This window comes from Enterococcus mundtii, assembly GCF_002813755.1.
Classification (GTDB): domain Bacteria; phylum Bacillota; class Bacilli; order Lactobacillales; family Enterococcaceae; genus Enterococcus_B; species Enterococcus_B mundtii.
Window position 1 is genome coordinate 3,298,228 of sequence record NZ_CP018061.1, and the last position, 17,881, is coordinate 3,316,108.

18 protein-coding genes are annotated in these 17,881 nt (G+C 40.4%); 13 read left to right on the forward strand and 5 right to left on the reverse strand.

The window, feature by feature from the left end; all coding sequences use genetic code 11:
• Positions 1-112: 112 nt before the first annotated feature.
• The 12 genes from EM4838_RS15365 (at position 113) to EM4838_RS15420 (ending at position 10,564) form a co-directional block, all read left to right on the forward strand.
• A complete protein-coding gene (locus EM4838_RS15365) occupies positions 113-367 on the forward strand; it encodes a hypothetical protein (protein WP_071866131.1) in 255 nt (84 codons plus the stop codon).
• Between the two features lie 199 nt (positions 368-566).
• Entirely contained in the window at positions 567-1,673 is a 1,107-nt protein-coding gene (gene bglB, locus EM4838_RS15370) for a beta-galactosidase BglB (protein ID WP_071866132.1), read from the forward strand.
• A 16-nt stretch (positions 1,674-1,689) separates the two neighbouring features.
• Positions 1,690-2,709: a TRAP transporter substrate-binding protein gene (locus tag EM4838_RS15375; protein ID WP_071866133.1), complete on the forward strand. Its 1,020-nt coding sequence runs from the start codon at positions 1,690-1,692 to the stop codon at positions 2,707-2,709.
• 3 nt (positions 2,710-2,712) lie between these two features.
• Positions 2,713-3,192: a TRAP transporter small permease gene (locus EM4838_RS15380; RefSeq protein ID WP_071866134.1), complete on the forward strand. Its 480-nt coding sequence runs from the start codon at positions 2,713-2,715 to the stop codon at positions 3,190-3,192.
• 10 nt (positions 3,193-3,202) lie between these two features.
• Positions 3,203-4,498: a TRAP transporter large permease gene (locus EM4838_RS15385; RefSeq protein ID WP_071866135.1), complete on the forward strand. Its 1,296-nt coding sequence runs from the start codon at positions 3,203-3,205 to the stop codon at positions 4,496-4,498.
• 13 nt (positions 4,499-4,511) lie between these two features.
• The gene (locus EM4838_RS15390; RefSeq protein ID WP_071866136.1) at positions 4,512-5,351 is read left to right on the forward strand and encodes a sugar phosphate isomerase/epimerase family protein; all 840 of its coding nucleotides are present in this window, start codon (positions 4,512-4,514) and stop codon (positions 5,349-5,351) included.
• Positions 5,352-5,409: 58 nt separating this feature from the next.
• Positions 5,410-6,321 (forward strand): AraC family transcriptional regulator, encoded by a 912-nt coding sequence (locus tag EM4838_RS15395; RefSeq protein ID WP_071866137.1) that lies wholly within the window; start codon positions 5,410-5,412, stop codon positions 6,319-6,321.
• 51 nt (positions 6,322-6,372) lie between these two features.
• Entirely contained in the window at positions 6,373-7,134 is a 762-nt protein-coding gene (locus EM4838_RS15400) for an IclR family transcriptional regulator (protein WP_071866138.1), read from the forward strand.
• A 93-nt stretch (positions 7,135-7,227) separates the two neighbouring features.
• Positions 7,228-7,872, forward strand: a complete 645-nt coding sequence (locus EM4838_RS15405) for a bifunctional 4-hydroxy-2-oxoglutarate aldolase/2-dehydro-3-deoxy-phosphogluconate aldolase (protein ID WP_041684164.1) — start codon at positions 7,228-7,230, stop codon at positions 7,870-7,872.
• Positions 7,873-7,878: 6 nt separating this feature from the next.
• Positions 7,879-8,886: a sugar kinase gene (locus tag EM4838_RS15410; protein ID WP_071866139.1), complete on the forward strand. Its 1,008-nt coding sequence runs from the start codon at positions 7,879-7,881 to the stop codon at positions 8,884-8,886.
• Between the two features lie 16 nt (positions 8,887-8,902).
• On the forward strand, positions 8,903-9,745 hold the full coding sequence (gene kduI, locus EM4838_RS15415) for a 5-dehydro-4-deoxy-D-glucuronate isomerase (protein WP_071866140.1): 843 nt from the start codon (positions 8,903-8,905) through the stop codon (positions 9,743-9,745).
• A gap of 15 nt (positions 9,746-9,760) precedes the next feature.
• Entirely contained in the window at positions 9,761-10,564 is an 804-nt protein-coding gene (locus tag EM4838_RS15420; protein ID WP_071866141.1) for a gluconate 5-dehydrogenase, read from the forward strand.
• 41 nt (positions 10,565-10,605) lie between these two features.
• Here the strand turns inward: EM4838_RS15420 and fni are convergent, their stop codons facing one another.
• The 4 genes from fni to mvk are packed head-to-tail and all read right to left on the reverse strand — an operon-like array spanning position 10,606 to position 14,661.
• On the reverse strand, positions 10,606-11,649 hold the full coding sequence (gene fni, locus EM4838_RS15425; RefSeq protein WP_071866142.1) for a type 2 isopentenyl-diphosphate Delta-isomerase: 1,044 nt from the start codon (positions 11,647-11,649) through the stop codon (positions 10,606-10,608).
• On the reverse strand, positions 11,646-12,731 hold the full coding sequence (locus EM4838_RS15430; protein WP_071866143.1) for a phosphomevalonate kinase: 1,086 nt from the start codon (positions 12,729-12,731) through the stop codon (positions 11,646-11,648). The genes fni and EM4838_RS15430 overlap by 4 nt, the downstream gene beginning before the upstream one ends.
• Positions 12,732-12,743: 12 nt before the next feature.
• A complete protein-coding gene (gene mvaD, locus EM4838_RS15435) occupies positions 12,744-13,721 on the reverse strand; it encodes a diphosphomevalonate decarboxylase (protein ID WP_071866144.1) in 978 nt (325 codons plus the stop codon).
• Positions 13,714-14,661, reverse strand: coding sequence for a mevalonate kinase (gene mvk / locus EM4838_RS15440; RefSeq protein ID WP_071866145.1), 948 nt, complete (start codon positions 14,659-14,661; stop codon positions 13,714-13,716). The genes mvaD and mvk overlap by 8 nt, the downstream gene beginning before the upstream one ends.
• Positions 14,662-14,957: 296 nt before the next feature.
• Between mvk and EM4838_RS15445 the strand changes: the two genes are divergently transcribed.
• A complete protein-coding gene (locus EM4838_RS15445; protein WP_071866146.1) occupies positions 14,958-15,614 on the forward strand; it encodes a deoxynucleoside kinase in 657 nt (218 codons plus the stop codon).
• A gap of 132 nt (positions 15,615-15,746) precedes the next feature.
• Here the strand turns inward: EM4838_RS15445 and EM4838_RS15450 are convergent, their stop codons facing one another.
• Complete coding sequence (locus tag EM4838_RS15450) at positions 15,747-17,144, reverse strand: lytic polysaccharide monooxygenase (protein WP_071866147.1); 1,398 nt, start codon at positions 17,142-17,144, stop codon at positions 15,747-15,749.
• Between the last annotated feature and the right edge of the window lie 737 nt (positions 17,145-17,881).

A 17,881-nucleotide genomic window follows, 5' to 3' on the forward strand; every position in this document is an offset into this window, starting at 1 on the left:
GTCGTAGCTTTTTTTTCTGATTTCTAAAAAAAGAAGTATTAGATAACTCGAATAATAGGCATTTTGATGAATATGCTATGCTACTATTTTCTATAAAAAAGGAGATGAGATCTTGAAGAAATATATTGTTACTTTGTTGATTGCATGTGTCGTTTCTCTTGGACTATCCTTTCTTTTGGAACGAGAAATCTTACGTAACATTGGCATTGGCTTACTTTTGATCGGAATTGCACTTTCTGGCACAGCAGTTTCAGGGGATCGGATGCGAGCGAATCAGGAGAATAGCGAGTTGGGATTTCGTAAGAACTACTTTTGGTTTCCATTAATTGCTTGTTTGCCATTTTTTATGGTGTATACATTTTTATGAACTGTTGATTTTGAAACCATGACGAGCGATAAACGTCATGGTTTTTCTTTTGGTAGCACTCTTTTTCGCATGAAATCCATTAATAATCTTGTTATGTCAATTTTAGATAGTTTTTGTTCAAATGATGCTATTTATTGAGAAAGCGTTTACTGATATATTAACAGCATAGAATGAAAGCGTTTGAAAAGGAGAGGGAAAATTGATTATTAAAGAGGAACTATTTGTACAGAAAGAAGTTGTGGAAGAAACAATCGCTCGATTAGTGGAGAATTTGACGACGATCAACGATGATTCAGGTGAATTTTTATTGGATTTTGATGGGTTAAAGGTGGATGACAAAAGTTGGTCTGTTTGGAATTGGCCACAAGGTGTAGGGCTATACGGTATCTACAAAAATTATCAGTTGACTAAAAATCCTCGTGCGGCGGAAGTGGTGAAGGAATGGTTTGAAGCACGGATGCAAGAAGGCGCACCGCCAAAAAACGTCAACACGATGGCACCAATCCTCACGATGGCGTATTTATATGAGGAGACAGGTGATACACGCTACTTGCCTTACTTGCAACAATGGGCGGAATGGGTCATGAATGATATGCCTCGGACAGAGGAAGACGGATTACAGCACGCTACATATGGACCAGAAAATAAGAATCAATTGTGGGATGACACGTTGATGATGACGGTTTTGCCATTAGCCAAAATCGGTAAGCTCCTAGATCGTCCAGAATACCTAGAGGAAGCCAGATACCAATTTATGATCCACATCAAATATTTGATGGATAAACGTACAGGTCTTTGGTACCACGGGTGGACCTTTGAAGGTAATCATAATTATGCGGAAGCATTTTGGGGACGAGGAAATTGTTGGTTGACGATTGCGATTCCTGAGATCATCACGATTCTTGAACTGAAAGAAGGAGATGCTTTCCGTAAATTATTAATCGAAACGCTAGAAGCACAAGTGCAAACCTTAGCAAAATATCAATCAGAAAGTGGCTTATGGCATACCTTGATCGATGATCCAACCTCATACTTAGAATCATCTGCGACAGCAGGTTTTGCTTACGGTATTTTAAAAGCAGTGCATGAGCGCTATTTGCCTAAGAAATATTTAGAGATCGCCTATCGTGCCATTCAGGGATTGCTTGAGCAAGTAGATGAAACTGGCGAAGTCCAAAATGTTTCGGTAGGTACAGGGATGGGCGATGATCTAGAGTTTTACCGTACGATCGGCAAGACAGCGATGCCTTATGGCCAATCGTTACTTGTATTATGTCTGACAGAATTACTTGTGTCATATTGTTAATCGAAAGGAGAAAAAAATGAAAAAAACACTTGCTTTTGCTTTTTGTTTACTGGGAATCCTCGGTTTGAGTGGTTGTGGTAGTCAGTCAAGTGTCGGTGTTGTCGCAAATGCAGAGGAAGAAGCAACGATTACTTTACGTTTTGCTTATGCCAGTAATAGTCAGCCGGTCATTGATGCAATGAATAAATTCGGAGAGTTAGTAGAAGAAAAAACAGCTGGCTCAGTCAAAGTAAAATATTTTCCTGATGGTCAATTGGGGGGAGAACGTGAATTGATCGAATTGACTCAATCAGGTGCGATTGATTTTACGAAAGTCAGTGCCTCTGCGTTAGAAAGTTTTTCTAAAGTCTATTCGATTTTTTCAGTTCCTTACTTGTTCAATGATGAGCAACATTTCTTCAATGTCATGGAGAACGAAGAAATCATGCAACCCATTTATCAATCAACGACAGATTTAGGTTTTTCTGGTCTCACCTATTATGATTCAGGGCAACGTAGTTTTTATATGGTCGATGGACCGATCCACACACCGGATGATCTAAAAGGGAAAAAAATCCGAGTGATGCAAAGTGAAACGGCCATTAGAATGGTCGAATTACTAGGCGGATCACCTGTACCGATGGGCAGTGACGAAGTATATACTTCGCTACAGTCTAACTTGATCAACGGATCAGAGAACAATGAATTTGTTTTGTACACAGCCGGGCATGGTGGTGTAGCCAAGTATTATTCCTATGATGAACATACACGAGTACCGGATATCATCATTATGAATGATGCGATCAAAGAACGTTTGACTACTGAACAACAACAAGCAATCGAAGAAGCGGCGAAAGAATCAACGATTTTTGAAATCGAAGCATTCGCTCAAGCAATCGAAGAAGAAAAAAGAGTAGCAACGGAAGAATATGGCGTCCAGTTCAATGAAGTGGACAATACGCCATTTCGTGAAGCAGTCGCACCGTTGCATGACGAATTCAAAAATCATCCAGATTTTCAAACGCTTTACCGAATGATCCAAGAAGAAGGGGTGTAATCGATGAAAAAAGGAATCAGTCGGCTGTTAGAATTTCTAGGAGCATGTCTGTTGATCGGTATGATCATCATTGTCTTATGGCAAGTATTCTCGCGAACGATTTTGGGTAATCCAAATACTGTAACAGAAGAATTAGTGCGTTTTGGGTTAGTCTGGTTTGCGATGCTATCTTCCGCTTATGTAGTGGGTCAAAAAGGGCACTTAGCAGTTACGCTGTTAAGTGAGAAACTGACTGGCACAAAAGCGAATGTATTGGAAATCGTCGTTCAGTGTCTTTTTCTGGCTTTTGCAATCACGATCATGGTTTATGGTGGTTGGAATGCTGTGACATTGACGATGGGGCAAATTTCCCCTTCATTAGGGATTCCGATGGGCTATGTCTATTTATCGGTGCCGGTCTCAGGTGTTTTGATCATTATCTACAGTTTGATCAATTTGATTGAAGCAATGAATGGGAAGTCTGTCGTTCAGGAAAAGGGATAGGAGGAATTTGATGGCTTTAGAAGCAGGTGCAATTTTATTTTTTGTTTTTGTCTTTTTATTGATTGTTGGAATGCCCATTGCAATCAGTATCGCTTTTTCATCGATGCTCACGTTGTTATTAGTGATCCCCTTTGATGTCGCAGCGTTTAGTTCTGCGCAAAAAATGGTCGGGAGTATCAATAGTTTCTCATTGATTGCCATTCCATTTTTCGTTTTTTCAGGAATCATTATGAACCATGGTGGGATTGCCAAGAAATTAGTTGATTTTGCTATGTTGTTTGTTGGTCGGATACCTGGGTCCTTGGCCCATACGAATGTTTTAGGAAACGCATTGTTCGGCTCAATCTCCAGTTCGGCGATTGCTGCTTCGACAGCGATTGGTGGGGTGCTGATCCCGCAACAAGTAGAAGAAGGGTACGATCGTAAATTTGCGACAGCAGTCAATATTGCTTCGGCACCTACAGGGATGGTGATCCCACCAAGTACAGCCTTTATCATGTATTCTTTAGTTGCCGGAGGCGCTTCGATTTCAGCTCTATTTATGGGTGGCTATTTAGTGGGAGCTTTGTGGTCGTTAGGAATCATGCTCGTTGCATTTGTAGTGGCGAAGAAAAATAAATATCCGACAGTACCAAAAGGACAAGGAAAGCAAGTCGGAAAAGTGTTAAAAGAAGCAATCCCAAGTTTAGCTTTGATCGTTATCATCATTGGTGGTATTTTAACAGGGTTCTTCACAGCTATCGAAGCATCTGCGATTGCGGTATTGTATTCTTTATTGATCTCCATGTTCTTCTACAAGACAGTGAAACTACAAGATATACCAAAGATGTTGGTACAAGCCGTGGCGATGTCGGGAACGATCATGTTTTTATTAGCGACGTCTTCCATGATGTCATTTGCTATGGCATTTACTGGGATACCTCAAGCAATCAGCAGTCTGATCATTGGAGTTACTGATAATCGCTTCATTATTTTATTATTGATCAATATCATTTTGTTACTTGTTGGGATGTTTATGGATGTCGCGCCAGCGATTTTGATTTTTACTCCGATTTTCTTGCCTATCGCGACAAGTGTTGGTGTGGATCCAGTCCATTATGGCTTATTTTCGATCATGAATCTTTGTGTCGGTTCCATTACCCCGCCAGTAGGTACCGGACTATATGTAGGAGCGAGTGTTGGTGGAGTTAAAGCAGAAGCGATGTTAAAGCCACTGTTACCATTTTACGGTGTCATATTAGCAGTTTTATTGTTGATTACGTATTTTCCACAAATCGTGATGTGGTTACCGGATCTATTAGGATAAAGGAGAAGCCATGATGAAATTAAACCTAGCCGCCAGAGGGCATGACTTGAGCCATGTACAAACCGTGGATGATTTAGCAAAAAAAGCGAGTCAACAAAACATTTCTACGCTACAATTGGCATTAAGTCGTTCATTTCCTACACTTTCAGCAGATGGACAAGCCATCAATGCTGGAATGGGGCAATATATGAAGAATATCCTCGCAAAAGAAGGCATAAGTGTCGGTATATTAAGCTGTTATATCAACATGATCCATCCTGATCTATCTGTTCGTGAAACGGTGCTTCATCAATTTGAACGATATCTCCAATATGCTGCAAGCTTCGGGGCGACGATGGTCGCAACCGAGACGGGGAGCGTGAGTGAAGCGGGTTATACAGAGGAGAACTTTTCAGATGAAGCCTTCTTACAGATCGTTGAAGCCATTCACCGATTAGTGCGAGCTGGAGAAAAACATCGTATGATGGTGGGCATCGAACCAGGCTTGAATCATCCGTTGTATTCATTGGATCGTGTGGCAGAGTTAGTTGCCATGATCGATTCGGACTATCTAGGGATCATTTTAGACCCAACCAATCTAATCAATGCAAAAAACTATCATCAACAAGTAAATTTAGTCGAAGAAGCCTTTGAACGGTTTGGAGAAAAAATTTGCGGATTGCATATGAAAGATTATATTGTTTCTAACGAAGAAGAAATCATCCCGGTAAATCTAGGGACAGGCATGATCGATTATGAAGCCATCGTAAACATCGCACAGAAACATCGTCCTTATCTTTATATCGTCTTAGAAGAAACAAAAGATGATGCACTAAAACAAGGTGTAATCATGTTGGAACAAGTCACCGAATAAGAAAATAATAGAATGTATCATTGTTCAATAGTGAGCAATAAGGGAAAGGGGGATAGAGATGGAAAAGAAACCGATCAATGGAAAACAAGTGAATACGATGATTTCGGATCAGTATGAGATTTATCATGTAAAAGATATCGTTAGCCAAAACAAAACGGTTTATCATCATCATGATTTCTATGAGATCCATGCTACTTTAGAAGGAGAAGCCATTTTTTATTTAGATGGTCGTCAGTTTACGATACAACCAGGAAATGTTTTGTTGATCCATTCAAGAGATCTGCATCGGATCGTTCGTCAATCAACTGACGTATTCGAGCGTGTCTACATGTTTATCACCCCTGCATTCTTAGAGAGTCGTTCCACCAAGTGGTCCAATCTATCCGCCTGTTTTTGGCCGATCGGTGAACGCCGAAGCCGGATATTACATATTGAACCACAAGTACTAAAAGAAAAACTTTCTTTTATCGACCAAACGTTGGATCGAAAAGATTATGGTGCAGATATTCGTTATGAACAAGCGCTAGTCGAATATTTGATTTTTCTCAACCGTATGGTACAGATCGAAGAACATATTTCGGAAGAAAATTTCACTGTACCGAATGAACGGTTAGAAAAAATGATTCAATTTGTCGCAAAGAATTTGAGTGAACCGCTCTCCCTCAAACAAATGGAAAAAGAATTTTTCATCAGTAAATATCACGTGACTCGCGAATTCAAAAAACATACTGGTTTTACCTTTCATCAATACGTGATGAAGAAAAAACTACTTTATTCAAAACAACTATTAAGAGAGTACGGCAGCTCAAGTTCCGTGTATAGTAAATGTGGTTTCGCCTCCTATCCTCATTATTTACGCGCATTCAAAACCGAATTTGGCGTAACTCCCAAAGAATTTTTGAAAAAAGATCTGGCAGGAGAGTTTGTTCATTATACGCATTATGAAGAAGAAAACAAAGATCCCTTTTAAATTGACGTTCTTTCCGATATAATTTCCTATATAGAAATAGGAGAGTGGAATATGGAAAATAAAAAACCTTATGGAACCGTTCTAATCAAAGCTTCACATATTTTAGATTATTTAGCAGAGCATCCAGATGCTTCATTACAAGAAATTGCGAAAGGTATCGACATGACGTCGTCTACTACATTAAAAATTTTAGATACGTTATCCTTGATTGGTTATGTAAATAAAAATCAAGAAAAAAATTATCGTTTAGGCGGAAAACTGGTCCGATATGCAAACAAAAATATCGATCAAATCGATCTAGTTGAACGCACTTTGCCATTTTTGGAAAAACTACAACAAACAATTGACGAAACTATTCATCTAGGTATTTTAGACAACAACGAGATTCTCTATGTCAATAAGTTGGACCCTAAAAATCAAACGATCCGTATGTCTTCAAAAATCGGTATCACGAGACCTTTATATAGTTCAGCAATGGGGAAAGCCGTCTTGGCGCATTTTACGGAAGAGCAATATCAACAGTATATTGAAAAATGTCCTCTGATCCCATTCACTGAATATACGATTACCAATCCGTTAAAACTAAAAAAAGAGATCCAGCAAGTCAAACAAACAAAAATCGCCTTCGATGATGAAGAAGTCGAAAAAGATATTTTTTGCATCGGTACCTCTTTAATTCATGAGAACCAAGTGGTTGGAGCGTTTAGTGTCAGTATGCCGAAATACCGATTAAGTGAAGAAAGCAAAGCTCAAATCATTCAAACGATCCTGCAAACGAAAGAAGAAATCGAAAAAACTTTTGAAAAAAACTAAAAAGCGTTTGCATTTTTTTATTCCTGCCGTATAATGAAGATGTAAATTTCTTTATTGTAAACTATAATTTCCAAATAAGAAATGGGTGGGAAAATGAAAAAAATGGATATCTTATCTCGTTTGAAACAAGCGGGAGTTATTGCAGTCGTACGAGGAGCAACAAATGAAGAAGCGCTGAATGCTTGTCACGCGATTATCAAAGGCGGACTAACTGGCATTGAGTTGACCTTCACCGTGCCACAAGCAGATCGGGTAATTAAAGAACTAGTAGAAACATACAAAGACCAACAGGATGTGGTGATCGGTGCAGGGACAGTGTTGGATGCTATTACTGCGCGTTTAGCGATTTTAGCAGGTGCTGAGTATATCGTCAGCCCCTGTTTTGATCAGGAAACCGCAGAACTATGCAATTTATACCAAATCCCTTATTTACCAGGATGTATGACGATCGATGAAATCAAAACAGCGCTAAAAAGTGGCGTAGACATCGTCAAACTATTTCCTGGAAGTGCTTTCGGTCCAAGTATCATCTCTGCATTCAAAGCGCCGATGCCCCATGTCAATATCATGCCTACTGGTGGGGTCAGTTTAGAAAACATGCAAGAATGGTTTGAGGCAGGCGTGATCACTGTTGGTGTTGGTGGGAACTTGTTGGCTCCAGCAGCTCATGGAGATTTTGAGGAAGTGACAAAAGTCGCACAACAATATGCGGCAAAAATGAAAGAAATTACGAGGTAACCGCTCATGGGAAGAGTCGTGACACTCGGAGAGATCATGCTACGCTTGTCGACAGAACAGGGACAACGGTTACAAGACAGTGATCATTTTTGCGCGCATTATGGCGGTGGGGAAGCGAATGTCGCGATCTCATTAGCAAATTATGGACATACGGTTTCGTTCATGTCAAAAGTCCCAGAACATTCCCTGGGTCTGGCAGTCGAAAAACACTTACGAAGCTATGGGGTAGATACTAGTCTACTGCTGAAAGGCGGCCCTCGGCTTGGCACATATTATATGGAAACAGGGATCGGTGAACGTGCGGCTTCAGTCATTTATGATCGTGCCGGTTCCAGTTTCGCGGTGATGGGTTGCTTGGAATGGTCATTGGAGGACTGTTTCAAGGGAGTTGATCTATTCCATGTTTCAGGAATCACACCGGCATTATCAGAAAAGTGGCGAGGGTTGACAAAAGAACTCATGGAAGCAGCCAAACAAGCAGGCTGTCAAATCAGTTTTGATATCAATTATCGGGGCAAGTTGTGGACACAACAAGAAGCGGGTAAAGCGTTAGAACAATTATTACCACTCGTGGATATTTGTTCAGCCGGTGAGATGGATGCGCTTTATTTGTTAGGGATAGCAAAAGCACCTGAAACGACAGTAAATCCACTTATTTATTATTACGAAAAAATGCAAGAAAGATTTCCCAACATCCAAACGTTTTACTCAACCAAACGTACGGTGCATTCAGCGAGTGAAAATGATCTACAAGGTACTTTGTGGATGAAGGATAGCTATTTCGAATCGCCCCTTCATCAAGTCACTTCGATCGTTGATCGTGTGGGTGGAGGAGATGCGTTTGCTGGGGGATTGCTTCATGGAATTTTAGAAGAGATGCAACCACAAGCAATTATTGATTTTGCGACAGCAGCCTCTGCGTTGAAACACACGATCCATGGAGATTGCAACCAATTCAATCAAGCAGAAGTTGCTAGTTTTATCGCTAGCGGTTCTGGAAAAATCATTCGATAAAGGAGAGTCTAACAACATGCAAGAAATGGAAACACGTTATACACATAGCCCAGAGGATATCCGTCATTATTCAACAGAACAATTGAGAAATGAATTTTTGGTAGAGAAAGTATTTGTTCCAGGGAAAATCAGTCTTACTTATACGCACAATGATCGTATGATCTTCGGCGGTGTAACACCAACAACTAGTCCATTAGAAATCAAACTAGATAAAGAACTAGGTGTTACTTATTTCTTAGAACGTCGCGAGCTTGGTGTGATCAACATCGGCGGACCTGGATTCATTGAAATCGACGGTGAAAAAGAAGAAATGAAGAAACAAGATGGGTATTACATCGGTAAAGAAACGGAGCATGTAGTCTTCTCCTCTGTAGATCCAGAGAATCCTGCAAAATTTTACATCAGTTCTGTGCCAGCACATCACAAATATCCAAATGTAAAAATCAGCATCGATCAAGTGAAACCCATGGAAACAGGCGAAGGCGTCACATTGAATGAGCGTAAAATCTACCAATATATCCATCCAAACGTCTGTGAAAGCTGTCAATTACAGATGGGTTATACCATTTTAGAACCGGGTAGTTCATGGAACACGATGCCTTGCCATACGCATGAACGTCGCATGGAAGCGTATGTTTACTTTGATTATGCAAATGAAGATACACGTGTGTTCCATATGATGGGTAAACCAGATGAAACCAAACATTTAGTCGTAGATAATGAACAAGCCGTGATTTCACCAAGCTGGTCGATCCACTCAGGTGTTGGCACAAGCAATTATTCGTTTATCTGGGCAATGTGTGGGGAAAATATCACCTATACAGATATGGATATGGTATCAATGGATCAATTGAAATAGGAAAGGAAGATAAAAATGTCATTCAATATGGATATGTTTCGTTTAGACAATAAAGTCGCTTTAATCACCGGTGCGGTATACGGAATCGGTTTTGAGATCGCTCGCTCATTAGCAGAAGCTGGAGCGACGATCGTCTTCAATAATTTAACTCAGGAATCAGTAGATGAAGGGATTGCCAACTACAAAGAAATTGGCATCGAAGCAAAAGGCTATGTTTGTGATGTGACGGATGAGTCAGCAGTACAAGCAATGGTCCAGCAAATCAAAGCAGAAGTTGGTCCAATCGATATTTTGGTCAACAATGCAGGTATCATCAAACGTACACCAATGATCGAAATGGATGCGGCGGATTTCCGTCAAGTCATCGACGTAGACTTGAACGCACCATTTATCATGTCGAAAGCAGTCATCCCAGATATGATTGAAAAAGGTGGCGGGAAAATCATCAATATTTGTTCAATGATGAGTGAACTTGGCCGTGAGACAGTAAGTGCTTATGCTGCTGCTAAAGGCGGATTAAAAATGTTGACGAAAAACATTGCTTCAGAATATGGTCAGTACAACATTCAATGTAATGGGATCGGACCTGGCTATATCGCGACGCCGCAAACAGCGCCATTAAGAGAAACACAAGAAAACGGGGAGCGTCATCCATTTGACCAATTTATCGTTGGGCGTACACCAGCTGCACGTTGGGGCGACCCAATCGACTTAGCTGGCCCATCTGTCTTCCTAGCATCACGTGCCTCTGATTTTGTTAACGGACATATCTTGTATGTAGATGGCGGTATCTTAGCTTATATCGGAAAACAACCATAACAAACAAAGAATGACGAGTGCATCGTATGCACTCGTCATTTTTATTTGCGTCGACCATATTTTGATAATGGGATGTCTCTGGCTTCACACCATTCTTTGACAGGGCCAGACAAAATCAAGGATTGTTTTGTTAAATCACTTGTTTTTGTTGCACCGACCATGGCATAGAGCATTCGTAGTTCTTCTTGCCACTGTGCCATAAGAGCAATCGTCTCCTCGATCCCGTGTGTCATGTAGTGCGTCAAGATCGTTCCGGAAATCCCTACAGCGTTCGCACCAAGACACAATGCTTTAAAGATATCATAAGCATTTCGTATGCCACCCGAAGCAATGATTTCGGCATGTGTATTCGCTTCGTTTGCTTCAAGTAAGGAGGACACAGTAGACTGTCCCCAATCCGTCAAATAAGCCAATTCACGCTTTTTACGTCGAGCGTTTTCGATTTGCGTGAAGCTCGTTCCGCTACGTCCACTGACGTCAATCGTCTTGATACCTAGTTCAGACAGTTCAATGATGGTTTCCCTCGTCATCCCAAAGCCCACTTCTTTTACGATCACTGGCACATCAAGAGTTTGTTGGATTTCTGAGATCAGTTCTTTCCACTGCGAAAAATCGCGATCCCCTTCAGGCATGACTAATTCTTGTGGTGCATTTAAATGGATCTGTAACGCATCCGCTTGGAAGAGTTCTACAGCTTCTTGGGCACGTGCGACAGAAGTACCAGCACCGACATTCGCTAAAATCTTCCCTTCAGGATAGACATCTCGCATCACCGTATAAGAATCTTCCAAGGAAGGATCTTTCAAGGCGGCGCTGACAGAACCGGTAGCAATCATCAACCCAGCACTTTTAGCAATCTGTGCAAGGTCATGATTGATCTTTTTTGTTTTTTCGCTACCGCCAGTCATGGCATTGATATAGAAAGGACTAGAAAGAGTAAAACCTGCAACTTCTGTTTTCAAAGACACGTCATCAACCTTGCTTTGTGGAAGTGGACGATGAACAAGTCGAACGAAGTCAAATTCATTTATCTGTTTGTTGTGAAATGCTTTAGCTAATGATACATGTTCATCTTTTCGATTCATAACTTGTCCTCTTTCTGTTGATGGTAGACATGTAATGGAAGCGGGGTGATCTCAGCTTCTTCCCAAGCACTCATCAATGGAAGGATACCTGATTTTTGGTCCACGATCACGATGCCACAATCCCCACCGCCAGCGCCAGAAGATTTCGCCGCACCTTCAAATTGTTCAGCTAAACAACACAGTTTATTTAATGCTGGTGTTTCGATCAACACACCAGTGATGGCAGACAGATCACGCAATAATTCACGATTTTTACGAATCATTTCTTGGATCAAAGCAACATCGTTTTCTTTAAAACCTTGGATCATCGTGTTGACGCAAAGCGTACTATCTTCAAGGAATTGTTGATACGCCGCCATTTTATCTTCACGAGAGCGATGTACTTGGTCCACTAAGTCGGAAGTAGAGGCAGGACTACCGGTCCAACCAATCAATAAACGGAGATCTTCCGGAGTGTGTAAGGATTCAATAGATAAACCAGGCCAATCAAGCGCTAATAATTCACTGATCGTTTTACTTGATTCTTGTTCTTTGAGCCATTGGTGGTCAAAAGTGGAGAAGGCGATCCAACCACCATAACAGCTAGCCGCAATATCGCCACAAGAACCATTGTCTTGGACAGCTAGATTAGCTAAGGCTGCAATTTTAAAAATCTCAAACTGAGATAAATTCAGTGCGTAAAATTGGTTCAATGCTCGAACCGTCGCTACCGCTACTGCGCCACTAGAACCTAGTCCATACTTTCTGCCGTTTGAGCTATCTAATTCACTGGTTACCTTCAAATCATAAAATGAAAGAAGAATGTTTTTTTCCTGTGCATATTTCTCAGTTAAACGTATAGCAGCAAGGATATAATGGAACGGGTTTTCACGGATATCTAGAACAAGTTCGCCTTTTCGTCTTGTCCAACGCACAGGCATCTCGCTATATTGTGCAGATTGGATACTTCCTACTTTCCGAGCAGCTTCCACTGTTACTGTGACGAATTGATCGACTGCCACGATGATTGCAGGATGCCCCGTTTCGACAACTGCGTATTCTCCAGCGATATAAAGTTTTCCAGGTGCAGATACTTCAACCATAACAATCTCCCTTTATTCAATAATCGTGATTCCTTGCCCAGCATGAGCAAGAATCACTTGTTGACGGCTAAATAATTCAATGAATTTTGCTTGAACAGCCGTTTGATTTTTCTTTTCAACTAATACTTTGACGTTTGGACCTGCATCCATCGTGAAATAGCAAGGAATGCCTGAAGCACGTAGTTCACGAACTGCTTGCATCGCCTTCAGACTATCTGGAGACCAGTAGGTGAAGGGTGGATTAGCCGCTAACGTGGTGCCGTGCATTTTTAACCCGTTTCGCTCCATGACTTCGCCCACTGTTTGGAACGACTTTTCAGCGATTGCTTGTTTCAGCTCCATTAGATCTGTTTCGACTGAATCAAGCCACCCTTGATAAAAATGCGAAGTTTCCACTGTTCGACGCATCCCATCACGACTAGATACATCTTTTTGTTGATCATTGATCAATACAAATACCATGGCGAGTTCGTCTTCAAATCCATTAGAAGGGATTTGTTGCGCATATGAAGTTTGGTCATCATGCCCTTTTTCCCATTCCACGAAGCCACCAAAAATACTACGACAAGCCGAACCAGAACCCCGACGAGCGAGTCTGGACAGGGCTTGTTTATCCAATTCTAGTCCTAGGGCTTCATTACAGGCGCCAGCTAACGCAGCTAGACCGCTTGCAGAAGAAGCTAAACCTGCGGCTGTTGGAACAAAGTTATGGCTGATCACTTTTGCGCGTTTGTTTGTATTCGCTTGTATGCGTACAAGATCAAGGAAGCGACTGATTTTTTTTGTTGCTGCTTCTGTTTGTAATTCATGATCTAAATAGAACAGATCGTCTGTGAACGAATCTGAAAAAATCACTTCGGTTTCTGTATAAAAGGCATCGAGAGTGAGAGATAAACTGTTGTTCATCGGAAGAATCAATTCTTCGTTTTCCTTGCCCCAATATTTGATCAAGGCGATATTTGTATAAGCACGGGCTTTACCACTAAGCATAGGTATGTACTCCTAATCCTTGAATCCAAGTTTCAGCTGCGCCTGCTTGTATTAGTGCGTGGCTGATTTCTTGAGCTTCTGTTTTTGTTTGTGCTAAAGCAATCATACATCCACCACGTCCGCCACCGGTCAATTTTGCACCTAAAGCGCCAGCAGTACGTGCGGTAGCGATCAGAGTGTCTAAAAAGTCATTACTGATCGTCAAACTTTTTAGAATGCGCTGGGCATCATTCATTGCTTCAGCTAGCTTTTCTGGTGAGTTGTCGATAATTGCTTTTTTAGCTTGTTTCGTCAAGTATCCTAGTTGTTGGATTTTTTGTCCAGTTTTCTGCGCATCTTTTTCAAAAAGGTGAGCCACATCTTTCACCGCTGCACGTGTTTGACCTTTGATTCCCGTATCAGCAACGATCAAAAAAGCATCGATATTCAACGCAAAATAATCAAAAGGATGGCCTTTTGTAAAATAAATCGGTTCGTATCCACTTGTTGCGGCAGCATCGATTCCACTGGGGTTTCCATGTGCGATTTTTTCAGAAACTTGCACATGTGCCAATAATTGTTCTCGTGATAATGGCAACTCATAGGCAGAATAAAAAGCTCGTGTGATCGCAGTGGCTACAGCTGCACTGGAACCCATCCCACGTTCTGCAGGGATGGTGCTTTCAATTGTTAAACGCAATGTGTCTTGCACATGGTAGTGAGTTTTCAGTCCAGCAATCAGCTGTTTGATATTGTTCAACGCATGTGGTGCGTCATTTAAATTTCCTATATAGTAGGAAGAAATAAGTTGATCTTTATTGAATGATGGGAGTGCTTCAAGTGTAGCCGTTACTTTTGTTGCATAAAACGGAAAGGCAATGGCAGGCTCGCCGTAAACGACAGCATGCTCACCCATTAAAATCAGTTTTCCACTCGATTCCCCTTGGCCATGAATTGCCATAGTACAACTCCTTCTTTTCCTCTGAGAGTAGCTTTTAAACAAAAAATAAAGCGCCTATTACTACGTGCGCGATGTTTGTCCAAAAAAACAGTCCTTCTTTATTTTACTAAAACCAGTCAAGAAGTAAAATAAAGAATACGATTTCTCGACAAAAAACGTGATTTTCTTAATAAAATTTTGGTTTTTCATAGGAAAGAAACTTGTCGATTTCGTTTGACACCACAAGATATTGGGGTTATATTTAGAAACATGAGAAAAAAACACTGTATTTAGTGGGAGAAGTGAGTTGGAGGGAAATGAGTGTGATTGTTTTAGCAGGAACGATAGGGGCAGGGAAATCAAGCTTAACAAAAATGATTGCTGACCATTTTAAGAGTCAGGCCTTTTATGAATCAATCGATGACAACGAAGTATTGCCTTTGTTTTATGCAAACCCTGAACAATATGCGTTTTTATTGCAAATTTATTTTTTGAATAAGCGATTTGCAAGTATCAAGCAAGCGATGCAAGAGGATAACAATGTGTTAGATCGTTCGATCTATGAGGATTCATTATTATTTCATTTAAATGCAGATCTTGGTCGAGCGACAGCAACAGAAGTCCAAGTCTACGATGAATTATTGGCGAACATGATGGAAGAATTGCCCTATGCGGCATCGAAAAAACATCCCGATCTATTGGTTCATATTCGCGTATCTTTTTCAACCATGTTAGAACGGATCGAAAAAAGAGGGCGGACATATGAGCAACTTTCTTTTGATCCTAGTCTTTATGAGTACTATCAAGAATTGAATCGCCGTTATGATGAATGGTATGAAGCTTATGATGAAAGTCCTAAGATTCAAATCGACGGTGACTGCTTGAACTTTGTGGAAGATGAAGCAGCGAGAGTGCAAGTGTTACAAATGATCGAAGAAAAACTAACGGAGATCCGTGAAGAAATCAGCGTATAAAAAATGTTCTGACTGAAGTGGAACTTTGAATGGTCCAAATAAAAAATCACAAAAAAGAGGCAATCACAAATGAGTGATTGCCTCTTGCTTATTTCAATCGTTGTTTAGTCGAACAAAGGGTGGTGAGTTGATTTATTTAGGGTAGAATAATGAGTGAGCAATTCCTGGTGCCCAGTTTGTATCACCGTAGTTCAAGTGAGACTGCCAAGTAATGTAAGTCACACCGTTGTGGACAACTTCTTCACCGGCTGTATAAGAAACAGGTGAGAAGAAGCTTCCTACTGTCCATTGACGTCCAGTAACGACTTCACCGCCGCCGTTTCCGCCATCGCCACCGTTTTCGTCACCTCCGCCATTTTCATCGCGATCAGTTGTGATTGTTAATGTGTTACTTTCATCTGAAACATCGCCTTCATTGCTGATTGCGCGTACTACAAATGAGTATTGTGTTTCAGCTTTTAAGCCTTCTACTTCAAAAACAGTTTCAGTTGTTGAACCAATTACTTGGCCATCACGCAAGATTTCGTATTCTTTGATTCCTTTTGAGTGAGTAGAAGCTCCCCACATCAATGAAACGCTAGAACTTGTCTGACCCATTGAGTGTAAGTGGCTAGGTGCAGTTGGTTTTTCTTCTGTAGTTTCAGATAAAGTTGTAACAGATAAAGCTGTTCTTTCAGAAACTAGACCTGTTTGTCCAACTGCTTCGATTTCATATTTATATGTAGTTTCTGCAGTTAGGTTTTGATCACTGAAATCTGGTGAAGCTGTGTTTCCTAATAATTGACCATCACGGTAAATGTTGAATGATGAAGCATTTGCTTGTCCGTCCCAAGTCAATTGAGTTGTTGAAGAAGTTACGTTAGTAGTACGAACGTTACGTGGTGCTGTTGGTGCTACTGGAATTGCTGAATCACCTTTCAAGTTCACATCGATTACTTGGTAGAATGCCATTGCTGTATCATCTACATCCCAAACTGCTAGAACAACATGATAACCAAGACGGTCATTAGGGATGTTCACTGAGTGTGATGGATTTGTTGCAGCTTGAGCCCCACCATGGTTGATCGTTGTTAACAATTCAAAATCGCTACGATCTAACTGATCATTTGGATTCCAATCAGCTTTTGTGATGTAGTAATGCCATTTAGTGGTGCTGTGTGATTGTGTATAGCGCCAAGTGAATGTATTAGGACCTGTGTTCAAGTCTTGTTTTGTCCACATAGTCGAAGTTTGACGGTCTAAGTTGAAGTTGTTTCCAACTGCACCGCTTGCAGAAGCAATCTGTCCGTCAGCAGGACCAGCTGCTGGGTAGCCTTTCAATGCTTCTAATGATTGTGGTTCATAGATTACTGGACCGTATTTTGCTAATGCAGAATCGTGATTAATTAGACGGTCGCGGTGTCCTTGATAAGAACGACTGATCGGTGACTGCACATAACCGTGAGCTGAAGCGTCTTGTCCTCCGATAGATAAACCTACTCCTAATAAAACGCTAGAGCATAGAACTGTTGCTAAAATTTGCTTTTTCATGTTTCCCTCCATAGATAAAATGATATTTTTAGATAACTAATAAGGTCGATGAGTATGACTCGTTCGATGTGCCTCGTTGTTATCTGTATTTAATATTATCAGAGAATTGCACTATTGAATAATCTGTTTATACCGAACATTAGGTAAAATTGGGTCTTGACGTCAAATGAGGGTGTTTTTATCCAAAACATGAATAAATATTGATTTAAAGGCATTTTTATTGTCTTTTTTATTTGTTATTAGTTATTTATTTTGTATAATAAATAACAATAAAAAAATAAAAAGATAAAATTTTATTCTAATTGAGAAAGCTTGGAATGGCGCTTATAGTTATTTTTTGACGTTTGATTATTTTTAAAATATATCTTTTTATTGACTGTTTTAGTCCTTTTTTGTAGATTTGATCATCAATTTTTTGGTTTGAGATTGTGATAGGAGTGTTCGGTCTTATTATCGAAAAAAGTCAATTTAGAATATCGTTTATTTGGATTCAAGAGTTTCGAGATGACTAAATACTACATCTCAAGCAATTCTATATATTTTATCTATTTATAGAAGGAACTGGATACGAAGAGGGAGAGAATGTGTTTTACAATCTGTGATAATGGATGAGCACTTTGAAAAACTAGCACCTGTATAATTCGTCTCGAATGTTACAGGTGCTAGCTTATTTTTGAGGCAAAGAAAGTTGTTCTAGCCTCAGTTTTATAGGGTTTTGTTTACGTGGAATGTTTTCT

Coding starts and splice junctions, on each gene's coding strand:
- EM4838_RS15375 (WP_071866133.1), top strand. CDS start 1,690: ATGAAAAAAACACTTGCTTTTGCTTTTTGTTTACTGGGAATCCTCGGT.
- EM4838_RS15380 (WP_071866134.1), top strand. CDS start 2,713: ATGAAAAAAGGAATCAGTCGGCTGTTAGAATTTCTAGGAGCATGTCTG.
- EM4838_RS15385 (WP_071866135.1), top strand. CDS start 3,203: ATGGCTTTAGAAGCAGGTGCAATTTTATTTTTTGTTTTTGTCTTTTTA.
- EM4838_RS15390 (WP_071866136.1), top strand. CDS start 4,512: ATGAAATTAAACCTAGCCGCCAGAGGGCATGACTTGAGCCATGTACAA.
- EM4838_RS15395 (WP_071866137.1), top strand. CDS start 5,410: ATGGAAAAGAAACCGATCAATGGAAAACAAGTGAATACGATGATTTCG.
- EM4838_RS15400 (WP_071866138.1), top strand. CDS start 6,373: ATGGAAAATAAAAAACCTTATGGAACCGTTCTAATCAAAGCTTCACAT.
- EM4838_RS15405 (WP_041684164.1), top strand. CDS start 7,228: ATGAAAAAAATGGATATCTTATCTCGTTTGAAACAAGCGGGAGTTATT.
- EM4838_RS15410 (WP_071866139.1), top strand. CDS start 7,879: ATGGGAAGAGTCGTGACACTCGGAGAGATCATGCTACGCTTGTCGACA.
- kduI (WP_071866140.1), top strand. CDS start 8,903: ATGCAAGAAATGGAAACACGTTATACACATAGCCCAGAGGATATCCGT.
- EM4838_RS15420 (WP_071866141.1), top strand. CDS start 9,761: ATGTCATTCAATATGGATATGTTTCGTTTAGACAATAAAGTCGCTTTA.
- fni (WP_071866142.1), bottom strand. CDS start 11,649: ATGAATCGAAAAGATGAACATGTATCATTAGCTAAAGCATTTCACAAC.
- EM4838_RS15430 (WP_071866143.1), bottom strand. CDS start 12,731: ATGGTTGAAGTATCTGCACCTGGAAAACTTTATATCGCTGGAGAATAC.
- mvaD (WP_071866144.1), bottom strand. CDS start 13,721: ATGCTTAGTGGTAAAGCCCGTGCTTATACAAATATCGCCTTGATCAAA.
- mvk (WP_071866145.1), bottom strand. CDS start 14,661: ATGGCAATTCATGGCCAAGGGGAATCGAGTGGAAAACTGATTTTAATG.
- EM4838_RS15445 (WP_071866146.1), top strand. CDS start 14,958: ATGAGTGTGATTGTTTTAGCAGGAACGATAGGGGCAGGGAAATCAAGC.
- EM4838_RS15450 (WP_071866147.1), bottom strand. CDS start 17,144: ATGAAAAAGCAAATTTTAGCAACAGTTCTATGCTCTAGCGTTTTATTA.